Here is a 17,459-nt window from a genome sequence, read left to right on the forward strand (position 1 = left end):
CATATTCAGAGCTTTTTTCTTTACTTTTATTTTTTTATCATTTACTGTAAGCGCTTATTATAAGTTTCCACTATTTTCGTGGCTATCATCCCTATTTATATACACCAATTATTTCAACATCTTAATTACTTCTTCTAATTTCATGCCGCGAGATGCTTTTACTAATACAACATCTTTCGTACCTACTACTGCTTGCAACTCTTTTATTAACTCTTCTTTACTATCATACGCTTTTACACGGTCTTTAGGGAAATTAATTTTTGCACCTTCAGCAATCTGAGCCCCTAATCTACCATATGTGAATACATATGAGATTTTTGCTGGATCAATTAATTTACCTACTTCATAATGAAATTGCACTTCTTGATTTCCAAGTTCTAACATATCACCAAGTACAACAATTTTTTTAGCAAATCCATCTAAGCCATTCATTAGGTGGAACGCAGCTTCCATAGCTGTTGGACTAGCATTATAAGCATCATTGATAATTGTTAAACCACTATCTGTTTTTACAATTTCCATACGCATACCTGTCATTTGAAGTGTTACTAAACCTTTTTTCATTTCTTCCCACGTTACACCAAAGTGTTTTGCAATTGCCATTGAAGCAAGCGTATTATATACATTATGCTTTCCTAGTACTGGCAGATAGAATGACAAAGTTTCATCCCTGTTCATCTTAAAGTGTGTCCCAGTAGCCTGTAATGTTACAGTAGTTGGATAATAATCATTTGCTCTCGCATCACCAAATGTAACTGTTTCAGCTGCTAAATTCATTTCTGGAACACGATTCGTTAATAGCGGCTCATCTCCATTATATACGAACACGCCACCCTTTTGTAAACCTGTAACAATTTCTAACTTCGCTTCAGCAATCGCCTCACGAGAGCCTAAATCCATTAAGTGTGCCTCACCAATGTTCGTGATAATAGCTGCATTAGGACGAGCTAACTTAGATAGAAATTCAATTTCTCCTCGGCTTGACATGCCCATTTCTAATACAGCTACTTCTGTATTTTCCTCTAAATTTAAAATAGTAAGAGGTAAACCGATGTGGTTGTTGAAATTACCTTCTGTTTTTTGAACTTTAAATTTAGTCGCAAGAATACTTGTTACAATATCTTTCGTAGATGTTTTACCATTACTACCCGTTACACCAACAACTTTTACATCCAATTGATCACGATAGTTTTTCGCTAACATTTGCAATGCTGCTAGTGTATCTTCTACAAAAATAACCGGAAGATTTTCAGGTGGGTTTTCTACATCTTTCATCCATAATGTAGCAATCGCCCCGTTTTCAACAGCTTTATCTACAAAAGCATGTCCATCGAAACGTTCACCTTGAATTGGAACATATAAATTTCCTTTTTCAATTTTCCTCGTATCAATAGACACTCCTTGTATAGTAATTCCCTCATACCGCTCTGCTAATCCAGTACCATTTATCATCTGCTCTACTTGTTTTAACGTTCGATTTATCATGAAAACACTCCTTACATAGAGGAAGCACTATTCCTTCGAATAGTGCTTCCTCCTTTTTTGTTAGATTGTATATTTAATTTTTTGTTTTTCTTCGTGGCGCTCAATCGCTAAGCGAATTAGCTCTTCAATTAATTCAGGATACGGTAACCCTGTATGTTGCCATAATAGAGGGAACATACTAAACGGCGTGAATCCTGGCATTGTGTTTACTTCGTTAATATATACTTCTCCATCTTTCGTTAAGAAGAAATCAGCTCGTGTTAAACCCGAACCATCTAATGATTGGAATGCAATAATTGCATCTCGCTTAATTACATTAGACTCTTCTTCTGTCATTTCAGCTGGAATAATTAACGCTGTATCACCATCGATGTATTTCGATTTGTAATCATAAAAATCTTTTTTCGGTACAATTTCACCTACAACTGAACATTTCGGCTCATCATTACCTAATACACCAACTTCTACTTCACGACCTACAATATTTTCTTCTACAATAATTTTACGGTCAAATTGGAATGCCTCTTCGAATGCATTCTCAAGCTCTTCACGATCGTTACACTTATTAATACCAACACTTGAACCAAGGTTTGCTGGTTTTACGAAGCAAGGATATCCTAATACTTCTTCTACTTTTTCATACGCTGTTTCACGATTTTTTTCCCATGCGCTACGAATGAAAGATGCATATTTCGCTTGTTTCAATCCAGCTTCTGCAAAGATATTTTTCATAACAACTTTATCCATACCAGCAGATGATGCTAAAACACCGTTACCTACATATGGAATGTTTAGTAATTCTAATAACCCTTGTACTGTTCCATCTTCACCATTCGGTCCATGTAATAATGGGAAAATAACATCAATTGCATCTTCTTGTTTAGAAGTTGCAGTTGGGATAATTTCTGTACTTAATGATACAGGAGAGATTGTATTCTCTTCCCCACTCATTTGTAATGCCTCAACATTTGTTACTTGGCCTTCAATACGCTCTCCACGCATCCATTGGCCTTGTTCTGTAATATAAATTGGATGAATCTCGAATTTATCTTGATTTAATGCTTTAATAGCAGCAAGAGCCGTTTGTAACGAAACTTGATGCTCAGCTGATTTTCCACCATATAATAAACCTAATTTAATTTTTGTCACTGAAATCACCCTAACCAATTGTTTTCATTTTTCTATTTTAGCACTTTTTATAAAAATAGGTAGTTCCTATTTGAAATAAAATGTAACTTCCACAAATAATTAAAAGACACCACTTATTGGTTTTCTACACTTTTTCTCTTTAATTTCTACACACCTAAACAAAATTAAACTTTAAAGCAAGATTGCTATCTGATCTAGTTATGTACCTAAAATATGTAGAAATCCACTTTTTGTGTATGGCATCTATATTATCCCACCATTTGTGGAGGATGAAAAAACATTGATTAAAGTTTCATTTTATTAAGAAGACTGTTTTGTAAGCGTATCTTTTTGCCTCTGCTCAACAAGACGATCTAAAGAAACGTATACAAAGCCTGCAACTAAACACCCTACACCTAAAATTGTAAATAAGAAGTGACCAAGCAAGCGATCCAATAGAAAACCACCAAGAAGTGGACCGAATGCATTTCCTGTAATCCACTGTAAACTTGCCGCTCCCATATAAGTCCCTCTTAAATGTTCCGGAGCTAAATTTGCTACAAACGTCATCTGTACCGGTGACATAATCATCTCACCTAATGTATATATTGCATAAACGAGCATTAACGTTATTAAAATAATTGTAGCATTTGTATCTAATCCACCAAACCATTTCGGTAACCACCCTATTAAAAACAAACCAATCCCGAACAAGCACGCACCATATAACATCGTCTTTCCGACAGGTTTATCTGTCGCCCATTTTGAAATTTGAAATTGAAATAAAACAACTAATAGACCATTTAACGCCATTAAATATGGATATGGATTGTTAGTTCCGAAAATATTTTTCATTTCGTTATCAAAATGAAGCGGCAACATGCCTTCTGTTTGAGAAAACCCCATAGAAATAATGATTCCCGCTAACAAATAAATCATTAACGCCTTATCTCTCATTAAAATTTTCCAAACTGCACCTGATTCCTTCTCTTCATTCTCTTCTTTTTTATCTGCGTTTTTTGGCATTGTCTCCTGAATAAGAATTAATACAAGTAATGCATAAAACAGCATTGTCGACGAGGCGATAATAAAAACAAGGTTCTTCGATAAAACAACTACTGACACTCCCAGTATCGGCCCAATTGCAGCACCAATATTGTGTCCCATTCGCAATAAACCATATGCCTCTGTTCTTTTTTCTGGTGCCGTCACATCTGCCACCATCGCTGATGCTGCTGGATGAAATAAAGAATTACTTAACCCTAAAAAAATAGATAAAATAGCGTATGGAATAAATCCTTCGATAAATAAAAAACCAAGCATTAATAACGCATTACTCACCATTGAAAATATCATAATTGGCTTTCTTCCATATATATCAGCTATTCTTCCGCCTATAAGTGAGCCAAAGCTTGCGGCGATTGGAGAAAGCGACATAATAATCCCAACTTGTAATAAAGAATCCACCTTATCTTTTAAATATAATGCAAAAAAAGGCATTAACATCATCATCGCAATTCCATTTAATGTTTCGCCAATAAACCGAATCCATATGTTTCGATCCATTTCTCGTAACTCTCGCCACGTATTTCTCATATCTTCCCCCCCTAATTCACCACACATTATTCTATAACATTTTTAGAAAAGTGTAAATTTTCAAAATAAAAGATCCGTTCTAATCCCATTAGAACGGATCTTTTCCTTATAAATTCGCTACATCTTCCTCTTTTTTACTACTATTTAAAACACTACGCTTTCTACTATAGGCGAAATAAACTACTACACCGATAACCATCCAAACACCAAAACTGATCCAAGCTGTTGCTGATAATTGAAGCATCAAATATAAGCAAAAGATAACTGTTAATGCTGGTAAAAATGGTACGAGCGGCGCCTTAAATGCCCTTGGTAAATCAGGATGAGTTCTTCTCATCACAATGACAGCAACGGCTACAAGTGCAAAGGCTGACAAAGTCCCCATATTTACAAGGTGTGCTAAAACATTTAAATCTATTAATCCTGAAATAAGTGCTGCAATAATACCTGTTGTCCATGTATTTAAAAATGGTGTTTTAAATTTCGGATGAACTTTAGCAAGACGCTTCGGCAACAATCCATCTCTGCTCATTGCATATGAAACACGAACTTGCCCATACATCATAACTAGCATTACAGTTGTAATTCCTGTAATTGCTCCTACTGATATCACTCCCGCCAAACCATCTTGTCCAATAAATTGAAGTGCGAAAGCAACTGGATCTGATATATTCAACTGACCGTATGGAACAATCCCTGTCAAAATAAGTGAAACAACAATGTAAAGAACCGTACAAACTAGTAACGATGCAATAATTCCAATCGGCAAATCGCGTTGCGGGCGCTTCACTTCTTCTGCAGCTGTTGATACAGCATCGAATCCAATGAATGCAAAGAAAACTGTAGCTGCTCCAGCCATTACACCATCTAACCCAAATGGCATAAAAGGTGTCCAATTTTCAGGTTTTACATAATTAAATCCAGCGAAGATAAAAATAAGAACAACTGCTAGTTTAATAAATACCATTATATTATTTACACGAGCACTTTCACGAACACCTCTAGATAAAAGAACCGTCATAACTAAAATAATTAGAACTGCAGGTAAATCAATTATTCCACCCTTTCCTGTACCAGGGGCTGAGGAGAGAATGGTCGGAATATGAATCCCAAATCCCTTTAATAATGATTGAAAATACGCTGACCATCCATTGGCTACAGCAGATGTAGCTAATAAATACTCGAGCATTAAATCCCAGCCAATTAAGAATGCAAATACTTCTCCCATCGTCGCATACGTGTACGTGTACACACTTCCTGAGACAGGAACTGAAGAAGCAAATTCAGCGTAACAAAATGCAGCAAAGGCACAAGCTAATGCAGCTATAGCAAATGATAATATAATAGCTGGTCCAGAATGTTTCGCTGCTACAACGCCAGTAAGAACAAAAATACCAGTTCCAACAATTGCTCCGATTCCAAGCATTGTTAAATCAAGTGCCCCTAACGTTCTCGATAATGTCTTTTGTTTACTTTCTTGCAGTAACGTTGAAATCGGCTTCTTTTGAAAAATTTGCTTCATACTGTGCTCCTCCATGTTTTTAGTTTTCTGAAAATTTAATTTACTTTCCTCATTTTACCCACGACATGTTTTTTAGTCAATACTTTTGTCGAAATAAACAGAAAACTATCGAGATACACGCTATACCCTTATCATTCTTTCTATAAAAAAATTCACACAATCATATCTATATATCTTTTCATAACTGTTTTTGGTATTATTATACATGTCGATTCCACAAAAGAGGCATGCTCCTTTATTGAGCATGCCTTTTTTTACTTATTTCACGGTATATGAACCCTCTTCAATCCAGCTATACATGTACTTTTCATCTTCCGTCTCATGTGCTTGTTTTACAATACGAAGCGGACGGAATGTATCTATCATAACAGCCAATTCAAGTGTTTCTTTCTTCCCTATACTCGCTTCTGTTTTTCCAGGATGCGGCCCATGTGGAATCCCGCTCGGATGAAGCGTGATAGAACCTTCTTCCACACCTTTTCGGCTCATAAAGTTACCTTCTACATAGTAAAGTACCTCATCACTATTCACATTACTATGATAATATGGTGCCGGAATTGATTCTGGATGATAATCATATAAGCGTGGTACGAAAGAGCAAATAACAAAATTATGACCTTCGAATGTTTGATGCACTGGTGGTGGCTGATGAATGCGACCTGTAATTGGTTCAAAATCCTCAACATTAAATACCCATGGATATAAATAGCCATCCCAGCCAACAACATCTAACGGATGGTGCCCTAAAACATGCTTATGCATATAACCCCTCGACTTTGTCATTACGACAAACTCACCTTTTTCATCATATGTCTCCAATTTCTCCGGACCACGAATATCTCTTTCACAAAACGGACTATGCTCTAATAATTGTCCATACTCATTGCGATAGCGACTTGGTGTTGTAATTTGGCTATTTGCCTCTACGACAAGAAACTTAGTCTCTCCTTCATCTGGAATAACACGATAAATCGTTCCAATTGGGATCGTTACATAATCACCTTTTCTATAGTGAATCGTTCCGAACATTGTTTCGATTTTTCCTGTTCCATAATGAACAAATAACATTTCATCGCCATCACCATTACGGTAGAAATAGTCCATTTTTTCTGTTGGAGTCACTACTCCAATTAATAAATCCTCATTCCCAAGCATGAAGTTTCTTCCACTTACTGCATCGCCAGTTTTTTTATTTTCTTTCGTGCGAAAATGACGATGAGCAAGAGCTACATCTTCTTCATACTGCAACTGACAAGAATGAGATAATGCCGCATGACCTACTTCCGTTGGCATATAATGATGGTACAAAATAGACTGCGTACCAGAAAAACCTTTTGTTCCCATTACCTGTTCACGATAAAGCGCTCCATCTTTTTTACGAAATTGTACATGTCGTTTATGAGGTAGCTCCCCCATGTGACGATAAAACATGCCCATCACCTGCTTTCATGTCTTTTTTGACCGTATTACGTAACGTACCTAAACCAGTAATCGACAGCTCTACAACATCTCCATCTTGTAGCCACTCTTCTGTGCCAAGTTCTAAAATACATCCTGTTCCTACTGTTCCAGAACCAATCACATCTCCTGGATGTAAGGTCACGTCTTGTGAAGCACGTTCAATCATTTCAGCAAACGTATAGTAAATATCTTGGAAGTTTCCCTTTGATAATAGTTTTCCATTCACGTGAGCAGTCATCTCTAAATCACATCGATTACCATTACGATAAATGTCTAATTCCTCTTTCGTAACGAGGTACGCTCCTAATGAAGTTGCAAAGTCTTTCCCTTTCGCTGGGCCAAGCCCTACTTTCATCTCCGCCGCTTGTAAGTCCCTTGCACTCCAGTCGTTCATAATACAGTACCCAAAAATATATTCCTCTGCTTGCTCACGAGAAATGTTTCGTCCTTCTTTCCCGATTACGCAAGCAATCTCTAACTCATAATCAAGTTTTTTAGACTTCTTTGGACCAATAACAAAATCATCTGGTCCAATAACAGCACGGTGGTTAGTAAAATAAAAAACCGGGATATCATACCATTCAGGTACAACATCTAGCCCTCTTCGTCCGCGAGCTGTTTTTACATGCTGTTCAAATGCATAGAAATCTCGAATGCTACTCGGATTTGGAAGAGCAGCTGTCAATTGTACTTCTTCTAAGGAATATATACCCTTGTCTGGATTCTTAATATTACACAGCAATTCTACATACTCATCCGCTTTCTCTAAAAAGGCGAGCATAGAGGAAGGTACTTTCCCTTCACTAGCAATATTCATATCGATTACTTTGTCACCTTCAAGCCACCCAGCTCGCATTTCTTTCGAAGGGAGACGAAATGTAACAAATTTCATCATAATTCCTCCCTATAAAAATGAAATTTCCACCAGCAAAAGAATTCTTGCTGGTGGATACAAATCTTATAAGTTTCCGCGACGCTCTTGTTCTCTTTCAATTGATTCGAATAATGCTTTAAAGTTCCCTTCACCAAATCCACGAGAACCTTTACGTTGAATGATTTCAACAAATAAAGTTGGACGATCGACAATTGGTTTCGTAAAGATTTGCAGTAAATAACCTTCTTCATCACGGTCTACTAAAATCTTCAATTCTTTTAATTTATCGATCTCTTCATCAATTTTCCCAACACGTGCCGTTAATTCATCGTAATACGTATCTGGTGTATCTAAAAACTCCACGCCATTTGCACGAAGTACTTCAATTGTTTTTACAATGTCACTTGTTAGTAAAGCAAGATGTTGTACACCTGCTCCGTTATAGAACTCTAGGTATTCTTGAATTTGGGATTTTCTTTTTCCATCTGCTGGTTCGTTAATAGGGAACTTAATACGACTTCCATTCGTCATAACTTTTGACATTAACGCCGAATACTCTGTACTAATATCATCATCGTCGAAATGGATCATTTGTTTAAAGCCCATGACGTTCTCGTAATAGCTAACCCACTCTTCCATTTTCTCAACGTTACCAACTACATGGTCTACAGCGATTAAACCAGACTCTTCAAATGGAATATTAAACTCCACCTTTTGGAATCCTGGCATAAATGTTCCTTTATAATTTTTACGCTCTACAAGCGTGTGAATTGTATCACCATACGTACCAATAACTGCTTTTTTCAATGTACCGTCCTCATCTGTTAACTCCTCAGGTGGAGCAATTGCGACGGCACCACGTTTCACCGCTTCCGAATATGCTTTATCAACATCATCAACAAGTAAAGCTACATCTTTCACGCCGTCACCATGAGTCTTTACAAACTCTGCGATACGATTATCGCTACTTAAAGCCCCAGACACAACGAAACGCATATTTTTTTGTACAAGAACGTAAGATACCTTTTCACGGTTTCCAGTTTCTAATCCAGAGTAAGCCACAATTTTGAATCCGAACGCTCTCGCAAGGTAATAACTCGATTGTTTTGCATTCCCTACGTAAAACTCTAAATGATCTACATCACGTACCGGAAAAAAGTCCTCCATTTGTGCAGCTAGCGTATCCATAGATTTTTGTTTCATAATATCTTCATCCCCCTGTAAATAGATTAAATGGCTCATACTTAAAACAAACCGAAAACGCTTCCAACATCAATTAATAGAAATTAGTTAGCAGGCTAACAATTTCTGACCTTTAAAATTTTCTATCTTTTCTGTCAAATTCCTCTTTTTTTCTTACATATAAAATTCGACTTTTTTCTCTTTAAAATACAGTGAAACTTTAATCAGCGGGCTTTTACGGGATAAGGAGAGAATATTAATACTTGAGGGGATATATGAGAGAAAAATAAAAAAGACCCCAACATATTAACTATTTACTAATATGCTAGAGTCTTTATTTTTTTAGAATAATGGTACGTACGGTGTATAAAAACTTATTGTTATCTATATTCATCATACTAATACATTTGTAAGGAATATAATAAACGCTGTTAATACTGCTGCTCCACTTGCTGATCCTAAAATATCCATTTTTGTTACTTGTAATACTTGTTCCTTGTTCATATTCCTCATTCTCCCTTCTTTTGTTTTTGTTACAAAACTTTTATTATACTAATACACTTGAAAGAAATACGATTAATGCTGTTAATACTACCGCTCCGCTCGCTGATCCTAAGAAGTCACCTTTTGTTACGTTTAATACTTGCTCATTGTTCATAATTTTCATTCTCCCTTCTCTTATTTTTGTTACAAAACTTCTATTATACTAATACGCTTGAAAGAAATACGATTAATGCCGTTAATACTACCGCTCCGCTTGCTGATCCTAAGAAGTCGCCTTTTGTTACGTTTAATACTTGCTCGTTGTTCATAATTTTCATTCTCCCTTCTCTTATTTTTGTTATAAAACTTCTATTATACTAGTACGCTTGAAAGAAATACGATTAATGCCGTTAATACTACCGCTCCGCTTGCTGATCCTAAGAAGTCGCCTTTTGTTACGTTTAATACTTGCTCGTTGTTCATAATTTTCATTCTCCCTTCTCTTATTTTTGTTATAAAACTTCTATTATACTAGTACGCTTGAAAGAAATACGATTAATGCTGTTAATACTACTGCTCCGCTTGCTGATCCTAAGAAGTCACCTTTTGTTACGTTTAATACTTGCTCGTTGTTCATATCATTCATTCTCCTTTTTTATAAGTTATCTATATGTAATTTTTAAGAAATGATCAGTTCATAGTTTTCATGTTAACGTTACATTGAAATTAATTACGTAACGTTTGTAACATTAATGTAACATAACTATTATTACGTTGCAATATAATTACGTAAATTTTATTACATTTTTTTTACGTTTTTTTAAATAAACACTCAAAAACCTTGTTTTAATGCATTTTCTACTATAATCATATTTGTAACACTAGTGTAACATTATGGTCATAAAGCGAAATATACTATTATTCATCTCTATTTTGTTACAAAACAAAGTAAAACTTTAATCAACGAGAGTTCCATTCCCTACTAATTATTCCCCTCACCAATCGAGCTTTTACTGGCAAATTAATGCGGGATAAAATACTATCTTTCCAAGATAAGTTTATATGTTTCCTCTATATAACTATGTATAATGGAAACAAAGAGGTGGTCATTTTGAAATTAATCGCACTAGATATGGATGGTACACTACTATCATCTAATCTTGAAATCTCCAAAGAGAACTTACAAGCTATCCAAACCGCAAAAGAAGCTGGTCATATTGTAATGATTTGTTCTGGCCGCGCGAAAGAGGATGCTTTGAAATTATTGGAAGAATATAAACTATCTCTTCCAGTTGGAGCAAGCAATGGGGCAATTGTTTATGTGGACGGAAAAGTAATTAACTCGCGTTGTTTACAAAATGATAAAGTATACAAGCTTGCAAAATTATTAGAATCTGAAGGTTTCCCATATAAGTTGTACACAAATAAAGGGGTTTATTCTCCTTATACATGGCAAGGTCAAGTCATGCAGGCATTCGAAGAAAATAAACATACACTAGATGTTACACTTGAGGAACTTGAAAGAATTACAGAAAAACAAAAGAAATCTAACTTAATTACTGATTTCCCAAAAATAGAAGATGTCGTAAATAATCCAGAATTAGAAATATCTAAATTCTTCATTTTAACATTTAATGCTGCTCATCGTTCACAGCTATTACAAACTTTACAAGAAGATACGGACATTTCAGTTACGGCATCAGCTCCTACTAATGTAGAGATTATGGATAAGCATGGCCATAAAGGCAATGGTTTGCAAGAAATGGCAGCTTATTTCAATATACCAATTGAAGATACTGTTGCAATCGGCGATAACTTTAATGACGTGCCAATGTTACAAGTTGCTGGTTTATCTATAGCAATGGGAAATGCCGAAGAAGATGTAAAAAAACTATGTGACGTTGTAACATTAACAAACAATGAACATGGTGTTGCTCATGCAATCGAGCAATTTGTATTGAAACAAACTTCATCTAGTAAATAAAAAAAAGACTCTTTCACTTTTGGAAAGAGTCCTTTTTTTTACACATGATGACAAGCAACAAAGTGATTTTCACCAGCATTACGAAATTCTGGTACATTCGTTTTACAAATATCTGTAGCAAAGGGGCAGCGTGTATGAAAACGGCAACCTGACGGCGGATTTGCCGGACTTGGAATATCCCCTTCTAGAATAATCCGTTCTCGCTTAACTGTTGGATCCGGTATTGGCACTGCTGATAATAATGCTTTTGTATATGGATGAAGTGGATTCGCAAATAACTCATCACGTGGTGCTGTTTCCACAATAGTTCCTAAATACATAATTCCAATTTTCGTACATAAGTGCTCCACAACACTTAAATCATGTGAAATGAATAAATATGATAATCCCTTTTTCTCCTGTAATTCACTAAACAAATTAATGATTTGCGCTTGAATAGATACATCTAATGCCGCAACAGGCTCATCAGCTACAATAAATTCTGGATCTAATACCATCGCCCTTGCAATAACGATACGTTGACGTTGCCCACCGGAAAACTCATGAGGGTACCGGTCAATATGATACGGCGCTAAACCACATAACTCCAATACTTCTATCACCTTTGCACGGACATTTTCTTTCGTCGCTAGCCCGTGAGCCAACATTGGCTCACCAAGCGCTTCTCCAATTCTCATTCTTGGATTTAATGAGCTAAATGGATCTTGAAAGACGAGCTGCATATTAGGACGATGCTTTCTCAGCTCCTCTTTTGATAAAGCATGAACATCTTGACCTTTAAATTTCACTTCACCTTCTGTTTTTTGAACGAGACGGAGAATTGTTTTTCCTATCGTCGTTTTCCCACTTCCAGACTCTCCTACAAGGCCAAACACTTCTCCTTTATCAATTGTAAAGCTTACCCCATCTACCGCTTTCACATGTCCAATCGTTCTACTAAATACGCCGCCCTTAATCGGAAAATACGTTTTTAAGTTCTTCACTTCTAATAATGGTTCACTCATTGCCCAGCACGCTCCTCATATAACCAACAAGCTACTTTATGATCCTCGTCATGCGCATTAAGATTTGGCGCTTCATTTTTGCATATTTCCATGCAATGTTCACAGCGACCACTAAAGTAGCAAAACTCATCTAAGCCAACCAAATTTGGAACTTGCCCTGGAATAGAATAAAGTTTATCTGTTCGTTTCCCCATTACTGGTTTTGATTTTAGCAACCCCTGTGTATATGGATGTTTCGGATTTTGAAATATCTCTAGTACCGGTGCCTCTTCAATAACTTTTCCGCCATACATAACGACAACGTAATCGGCCATTTCCGCTACAACACCTAGATCATGTGTAATTAACAAAATGGACGTTTTAAATTCCTCTTTTACTTGTCTTAGTAAGTCTAATATTTGCGCTTGAATCGTAACGTCCAGAGCTGTTGTCGGTTCATCTGCAATTAATAACTTCGGATTACAACTAAGTGCAACAGCAATCATAATACGTTGTAACATGCCACCGCTTAGTTCGTGCGGATAAGAATGGACAATTTCATCAGCACGAGCAATACCAACTTTACGAATTAATTCAATTGCTTTTTTGTATGCTTCGTTTTTGCTAAGTAGTTCATGCTCTCTTAACGTCTCAACAATTTGCTCCCCTACAGTAAAGACCGGATTAAGCGATGTCATCGGTTCCTGGAAAATCATCGCGATATCATTTCCTCTTAAACTACGAAGTTCTTTCTCTTTCATTCCTAAAAGACTATTTCCTTCATAAAGAATATCACCACCAACGATGCCGCCAGATTCAGCAATAAGTCCCATAATAGATAAAGCCGTTACACTTTTCCCGCAACCTGATTCGCCTACTACACAAACTGTTTCACCTTCTCGAACTGAAAAGCTAACATGATTGACAGCCTTTACTGTACCTTCTTCCGTCTGAAAGTGTGTTTGTAAATCCTTTAGCTCTACTACTGCTCTACTCATGCTTTCTCACCTACCGCTTCATCTTTGGATCTAATGCATCACGAAGTGCATCGCCAAGTAAATTAATTGATACAACTGTTATAAAGATTGCAAAACCAGGTGGTATCCATAACCACGGGCGTTTTTGGAAATCGATTAATGAGTTTGCTGAGCTAATCATATTTCCCCACGATGGTGTAGGTGGGACAACGCCAAGACCTAGGTAGCTTAGTGCAGACTCACTTAAAATAGATCCAGCCACACCTAACGTCGCTACAACAATTAATAATGGAAAAACGTTTGGAATTAAATGATTGATAATTTTACGAGAATCCTTTAATCCCAATACATCTGCTGCCTGCATAAATGCTTGCTCCCGGAGCGTTAAAATCTGCCCCCGCACAAGACGAGCAAGTCCTGGCCATCCTACTAAACTTAAAATAATCATTACGACATATAACCGGTATTCTGATGGTAGTTTCCATTCTGATAAAATTGCCCCCATTATAATAAGCAATGGCAATCCTGGAATAGACATTAACACATCTGCAATACGCATAATTAGATGGTCTACAATACCACGATAAAAACCAGCAACGGCTCCTAAGAGAGCACCGAGTATAACAGATAGTAACATCGATGCTAAACCGATTGTTAGTGAAATACGTCCTGCTTGCATAAGCCTAGTTAAAATGTCCCGTCCTAATTGGTCTGTTCCGAGCCAATGTGAAATGTTAGGTGGTTTATTGATTTGCGTTACTTGTACTGTCCCCGAAGCGTATGGTGAAAAGATTGGACCAATGAAACTAAATAAAAACATAAATATTAAAACGTATAAACCAAACAATGCCATTTTATTTTGCTTTATTTTTTTATAGGCTTGACGCCATGGTGATGATTCATTTCTTTTTTTCTGTTCTTTCTTTTTCTTTATTGTTGTAATAGTCTCCATATCTTTCCCCCCTTACTTCAGTCGAATTCGTGGATCAACAAATGCATATACAATATCTGCAAAGAAGTTTGCCATAATTGTTAAACAAGAAAGGAACATCGTAAATGCCATTAATACTGTATAATCACGAAAGTTCAATGCTTCTAATTGAATACTTCCAATCCCTGGCCAGTTGAAGATTTGTTCAATAATAATTGCGCCAGAAAATAACCCTGGTAATTCAAACGCAAGTAACGTAATCGCCGGTAAAATTGCATTTTTCAATGCATGTTTATAAATAACAGTTCTTTCTTTTAATCCTTTTGCACGTGCCGTACGAATATAGTCTTGTCTTACAACATCCAGCATGCCCGTTCTAAAATATCTTGTTAATGACCCTACACCGAGAAGCGTTAAAATAAATACAGGCAGAATCATATGACGTAATACTTCCAATATGTATGTAATGCCCGTCGAGTTACTTCCAATATCAATCATGCCACCAATTGGTAATAAATTTAAATCAACTGCCAATAATTTAATTAAAAACAATCCTATAAAGAATGATGGAAATGACATTGCAGCAAAAACACCAATTGTTACAAGTCTATCAAACCATGAATGCTGTTTTGTTGCTGAAACAACACCGATAATAAGAGCAATAATCCAAGTGAAAAATAAAGCTGCAACTGCAACAATAAATGTATTCCAAATGAACTTATTAAGTAATGATGTCACGGGTTCTTGATATTGTAATGAGAATCCAAAATCACCGTGTAATGCGTTAACTAGCCAGTGAAAGTATCTTTCAATTATCGGTTTATTTAAACCGTACAGTTCCCTTAATTCTTGAGCCCTCTCTGGTGTTAACTTTGGATTCGAATCAATATAATCACCTGGCAAGAGTGCAAATAAGAAAAAGATAATAATGGACGTACCAAACAATGTAGGAATCATTTGTAGAAACCTACGAATGATGTATGTTTTCACCTTTTGTCTCCCCAATCCTATTTACTTAAAAATAGAAGAACATTTTTTCAAAGCAGCGTTTATTTCTTGCTGTATGAAAAAATGCCTTCTATTATTTTAGTTAATCTTTATTTTTCAATTGATAGCACTGGCAAGTTAGAACTAATACCATCATATTTTTCTGGATTGATGCCTTGTATACGTGCATTATGAGCGTAAAGTAGTTTACGGTAGTTTAGTAAAATAACTGGTGGATCATCACTTAACTCTTTATATAGTTCTTTATAAACCGCTTTACGTTTTTCAATATCTGTCGTCTCTATACCTTTTACAATTAACTCATCCACTTTTGGATTATTATAGCCAGTGTCACTTTTAGGATTAGTTGATAAATACTCGCTTACAACTTCACTTGGATCACTAATTCCTGGTGTTGAAACTGCCGCTAAATCGTAGTCACCTTTTCCTACTTTTGAAAGCATCGTATTAAAGTCCATTAACTCTGGATTTAATTCAACACCGATTGCTTTGTAACTTTCTTTTGCAATTGGAATAAAGATATCATTTGTTTTACCTGTATTTGACGCGTAGTATGTTAATTTTAATTTTTGACCGTCTTTTTCACGAACCCCGTCAGAACCTACTTTCCAACCAGCTTCATCCAATAATTTTTTAGCCTTTTCTACGTCGTATGGATATTTATTAATACCTTCTTCCGTATATGCCCATGAAACTGGAGCAATTGGTACATTAGCAACAGAACCATAACCTTGTAAGGCTGTATCAACATACTTCTTACGGTCTAATCCATAAGTAAGTGCTTGGCGTACCTTCTTATCTTTCAAATACGCTTTCTTATTATTTACATAGATATAAGCAATATCGCTTGAAGATTCGAGATTAATATTTGCAAAACCTAATCCTTTTAATTGTTCTATATTTTCAGGATTTGCTCTAAATCCACTATAGTCCAGTTCACCTGTTTGGAATAATTGGAATCCAGTATCACCTGATGTAATTTTATAAATAAAGTTTTTAATTTTCGGTTTTCCTGCATAGTAATGTTCATTTGCTACAAAGCGAACTTCCTGACCTGGAACATACTTCTCAAATTTATATGGACCCGCTGCAATCGGTTGGCCATATAATGCTTTTAAATAGTCTAAACTTGTATTTTGTTTATAATCTTTTCCATAGTACGCTTTTGATAATACAGGTCCACCTAAAGCAACTAATGCTTGTGAGTTTACCTTTCCAGTCGTAATTTTAATTGTCTGTGGATCAACAACTTGAATTCCTTCAATAGCAGTTGCTTTTCCTTCTTTATATTCTTTCCCACCTTTAATAGCATACTGAGCTATATCTTGCCCACCTTCATATGCCTTATCGTGTAGAAGCGTTAATGTAAATGCCACATCGTCCGCTGTTAACGGTGAACCATCACTAAACTTTAAGTCTTTACGTAGATGAAATGTATATGTTAACTGATCAGCAGAAATATCCCATTTTTCCGCAAGGTCCGGAGCAGGCTTACCTTGTTTGTCTGTTGTTACTAATGATGCAAAGATAACAGACGTTACATTTCCATCCCAACCATTTTCTTGGAAATATGGTAAGAAAACTCCCCCCGGCTTAGAAATGGCCGTAATAAAAGTATCCTTCCGCTGATTTGCTTTTTCTGGACTTTTCTTCTTATCTGTAGCTGGAATTGTTTCAATCTTAGAATCTTTCAAATCCTGTTTTTTCACTGGTTCTGTAGAAGCTGTATCCTCCTGTCCCCCACAAGCAGATAACACAAGCGAACTACTCAGCAATACTGAAAATACACCAGCCCATTTTTTTGTCTTTTTCTTCATTGTCCCCACCCTAACTTTTTTTAATAAT

The 17,459-nt window shown here is 36.1% G+C and carries 18 protein-coding genes; 1 reads left to right on the forward strand and 17 read right to left on the reverse strand.

Annotated elements, in window-relative coordinates:
- Window positions 1–108: 108 nt before the first annotated feature.
- The 12 genes from murF to QCI75_RS25515 all read right to left on the reverse strand — a co-directional run bounded on the left by murF (window position 109) and on the right by QCI75_RS25515 (window position 10,368).
- Complete coding sequence (murF, locus tag QCI75_RS25460; RefSeq protein WP_144506113.1) at window positions 109–1,485, reverse strand: UDP-N-acetylmuramoyl-tripeptide--D-alanyl-D-alanine ligase; 1,377 nt, start codon at window positions 1,483–1,485, stop codon at window positions 109–111.
- Window positions 1,486–1,545: 60 nt separating this feature from the next.
- Window positions 1,546–2,634 carry a D-alanine--D-alanine ligase gene (locus QCI75_RS25465; RefSeq protein WP_144506112.1) on the reverse strand — a complete coding sequence of 363 codons (1,089 nt, stop codon included), beginning with the start codon at window positions 2,632–2,634 and terminating at the stop codon, window positions 1,546–1,548.
- A 300-nt stretch (window positions 2,635–2,934) separates the two neighbouring features.
- Window positions 2,935–4,209, reverse strand: a complete 1,275-nt coding sequence (locus QCI75_RS25470) for an MDR family MFS transporter (RefSeq protein WP_144506111.1) — start codon at window positions 4,207–4,209, stop codon at window positions 2,935–2,937.
- Window positions 4,210–4,315: 106 nt separating this feature from the next.
- On the reverse strand, window positions 4,316–5,731 hold the full coding sequence (gene bcaP, locus QCI75_RS25475) for a branched-chain amino acid transporter BcaP (RefSeq protein WP_144506110.1): 1,416 nt from the start codon (window positions 5,729–5,731) through the stop codon (window positions 4,316–4,318).
- A 258-nt stretch (window positions 5,732–5,989) separates the two neighbouring features.
- Window positions 5,990–7,162: a homogentisate 1,2-dioxygenase gene (locus QCI75_RS25480; RefSeq protein WP_098778399.1), complete on the reverse strand. Its 1,173-nt coding sequence runs from the start codon at window positions 7,160–7,162 to the stop codon at window positions 5,990–5,992.
- Window positions 7,128–8,084 (reverse strand): fumarylacetoacetate hydrolase family protein, encoded by a 957-nt coding sequence (locus QCI75_RS25485; RefSeq protein ID WP_144506109.1) that lies wholly within the window; start codon window positions 8,082–8,084, stop codon window positions 7,128–7,130. The genes QCI75_RS25480 and QCI75_RS25485 overlap by 35 nt, the downstream gene beginning before the upstream one ends.
- 66 nt (window positions 8,085–8,150) lie before the next feature.
- Complete coding sequence (hppD, locus tag QCI75_RS25490; protein ID WP_144506108.1) at window positions 8,151–9,269, reverse strand: 4-hydroxyphenylpyruvate dioxygenase; 1,119 nt, start codon at window positions 9,267–9,269, stop codon at window positions 8,151–8,153.
- A gap of 372 nt (window positions 9,270–9,641) precedes the next feature.
- Window positions 9,642–9,752, reverse strand: a complete 111-nt coding sequence (locus tag QCI75_RS25495; RefSeq protein ID WP_105587145.1) for a DUF3948 family protein — start codon at window positions 9,750–9,752, stop codon at window positions 9,642–9,644.
- 43 nt (window positions 9,753–9,795) lie between these two features.
- Window positions 9,796–9,906, reverse strand: a complete 111-nt coding sequence (locus QCI75_RS25500) for a DUF3948 family protein (RefSeq protein ID WP_001058532.1) — start codon at window positions 9,904–9,906, stop codon at window positions 9,796–9,798.
- Window positions 9,907–9,949: 43 nt separating this feature from the next.
- Complete coding sequence (locus tag QCI75_RS25505; RefSeq protein ID WP_002074222.1) at window positions 9,950–10,069, reverse strand: DUF3948 family protein; 120 nt, start codon at window positions 10,067–10,069, stop codon at window positions 9,950–9,952.
- A gap of 34 nt (window positions 10,070–10,103) precedes the next feature.
- Window positions 10,104–10,223 carry a DUF3948 family protein gene (locus tag QCI75_RS25510; protein WP_002074222.1) on the reverse strand — a complete coding sequence of 40 codons (120 nt, stop codon included), beginning with the start codon at window positions 10,221–10,223 and terminating at the stop codon, window positions 10,104–10,106.
- 34 nt (window positions 10,224–10,257) lie between these two features.
- Window positions 10,258–10,368 carry a DUF3948 family protein gene (locus QCI75_RS25515; RefSeq protein WP_001058532.1) on the reverse strand — a complete coding sequence of 37 codons (111 nt, stop codon included), beginning with the start codon at window positions 10,366–10,368 and terminating at the stop codon, window positions 10,258–10,260.
- 474 nt (window positions 10,369–10,842) lie between these two features.
- On the opposite strand from QCI75_RS25515, the gene QCI75_RS25520 reads away from it, so the two are divergent.
- On the forward strand, window positions 10,843–11,715 hold the full coding sequence (locus QCI75_RS25520) for a Cof-type HAD-IIB family hydrolase (protein ID WP_144506107.1): 873 nt from the start codon (window positions 10,843–10,845) through the stop codon (window positions 11,713–11,715).
- A 38-nt stretch (window positions 11,716–11,753) separates the two neighbouring features.
- Here QCI75_RS25520 and QCI75_RS25525 read toward each other — a convergent pair whose 3' ends face one another.
- The 5 genes from QCI75_RS25525 to QCI75_RS25545 all read right to left on the reverse strand — a co-directional run bounded on the left by QCI75_RS25525 (window position 11,754) and on the right by QCI75_RS25545 (window position 17,431).
- Window positions 11,754–12,719: an ABC transporter ATP-binding protein gene (locus QCI75_RS25525; protein ID WP_144506106.1), complete on the reverse strand. Its 966-nt coding sequence runs from the start codon at window positions 12,717–12,719 to the stop codon at window positions 11,754–11,756.
- Window positions 12,716–13,696: an ABC transporter ATP-binding protein gene (locus tag QCI75_RS25530; protein ID WP_144506105.1), complete on the reverse strand. Its 981-nt coding sequence runs from the start codon at window positions 13,694–13,696 to the stop codon at window positions 12,716–12,718. The genes QCI75_RS25525 and QCI75_RS25530 overlap by 4 nt, the downstream gene beginning before the upstream one ends.
- 10 nt (window positions 13,697–13,706) lie before the next feature.
- Window positions 13,707–14,627 (reverse strand): oligopeptide ABC transporter permease, encoded by a 921-nt coding sequence (gene opp4C, locus QCI75_RS25535; RefSeq protein ID WP_353761399.1) that lies wholly within the window; start codon window positions 14,625–14,627, stop codon window positions 13,707–13,709.
- Between the two features lie 12 nt (window positions 14,628–14,639).
- Window positions 14,640–15,596, reverse strand: a complete 957-nt coding sequence (locus QCI75_RS25540) for an ABC transporter permease (RefSeq protein ID WP_144506103.1) — start codon at window positions 15,594–15,596, stop codon at window positions 14,640–14,642.
- A 107-nt stretch (window positions 15,597–15,703) separates the two neighbouring features.
- Window positions 15,704–17,431, reverse strand: a complete 1,728-nt coding sequence (locus QCI75_RS25545) for an ABC transporter substrate-binding protein (protein WP_144506102.1) — start codon at window positions 17,429–17,431, stop codon at window positions 15,704–15,706.
- Window positions 17,432–17,459 lie beyond the last annotated feature (28 nt).

Source organism: Bacillus cereus group sp. RP43, assembly GCF_040459645.1.
Lineage (GTDB): Bacteria > Bacillota > Bacilli > Bacillales > Bacillaceae_G > Bacillus_A > Bacillus_A mycoides_C.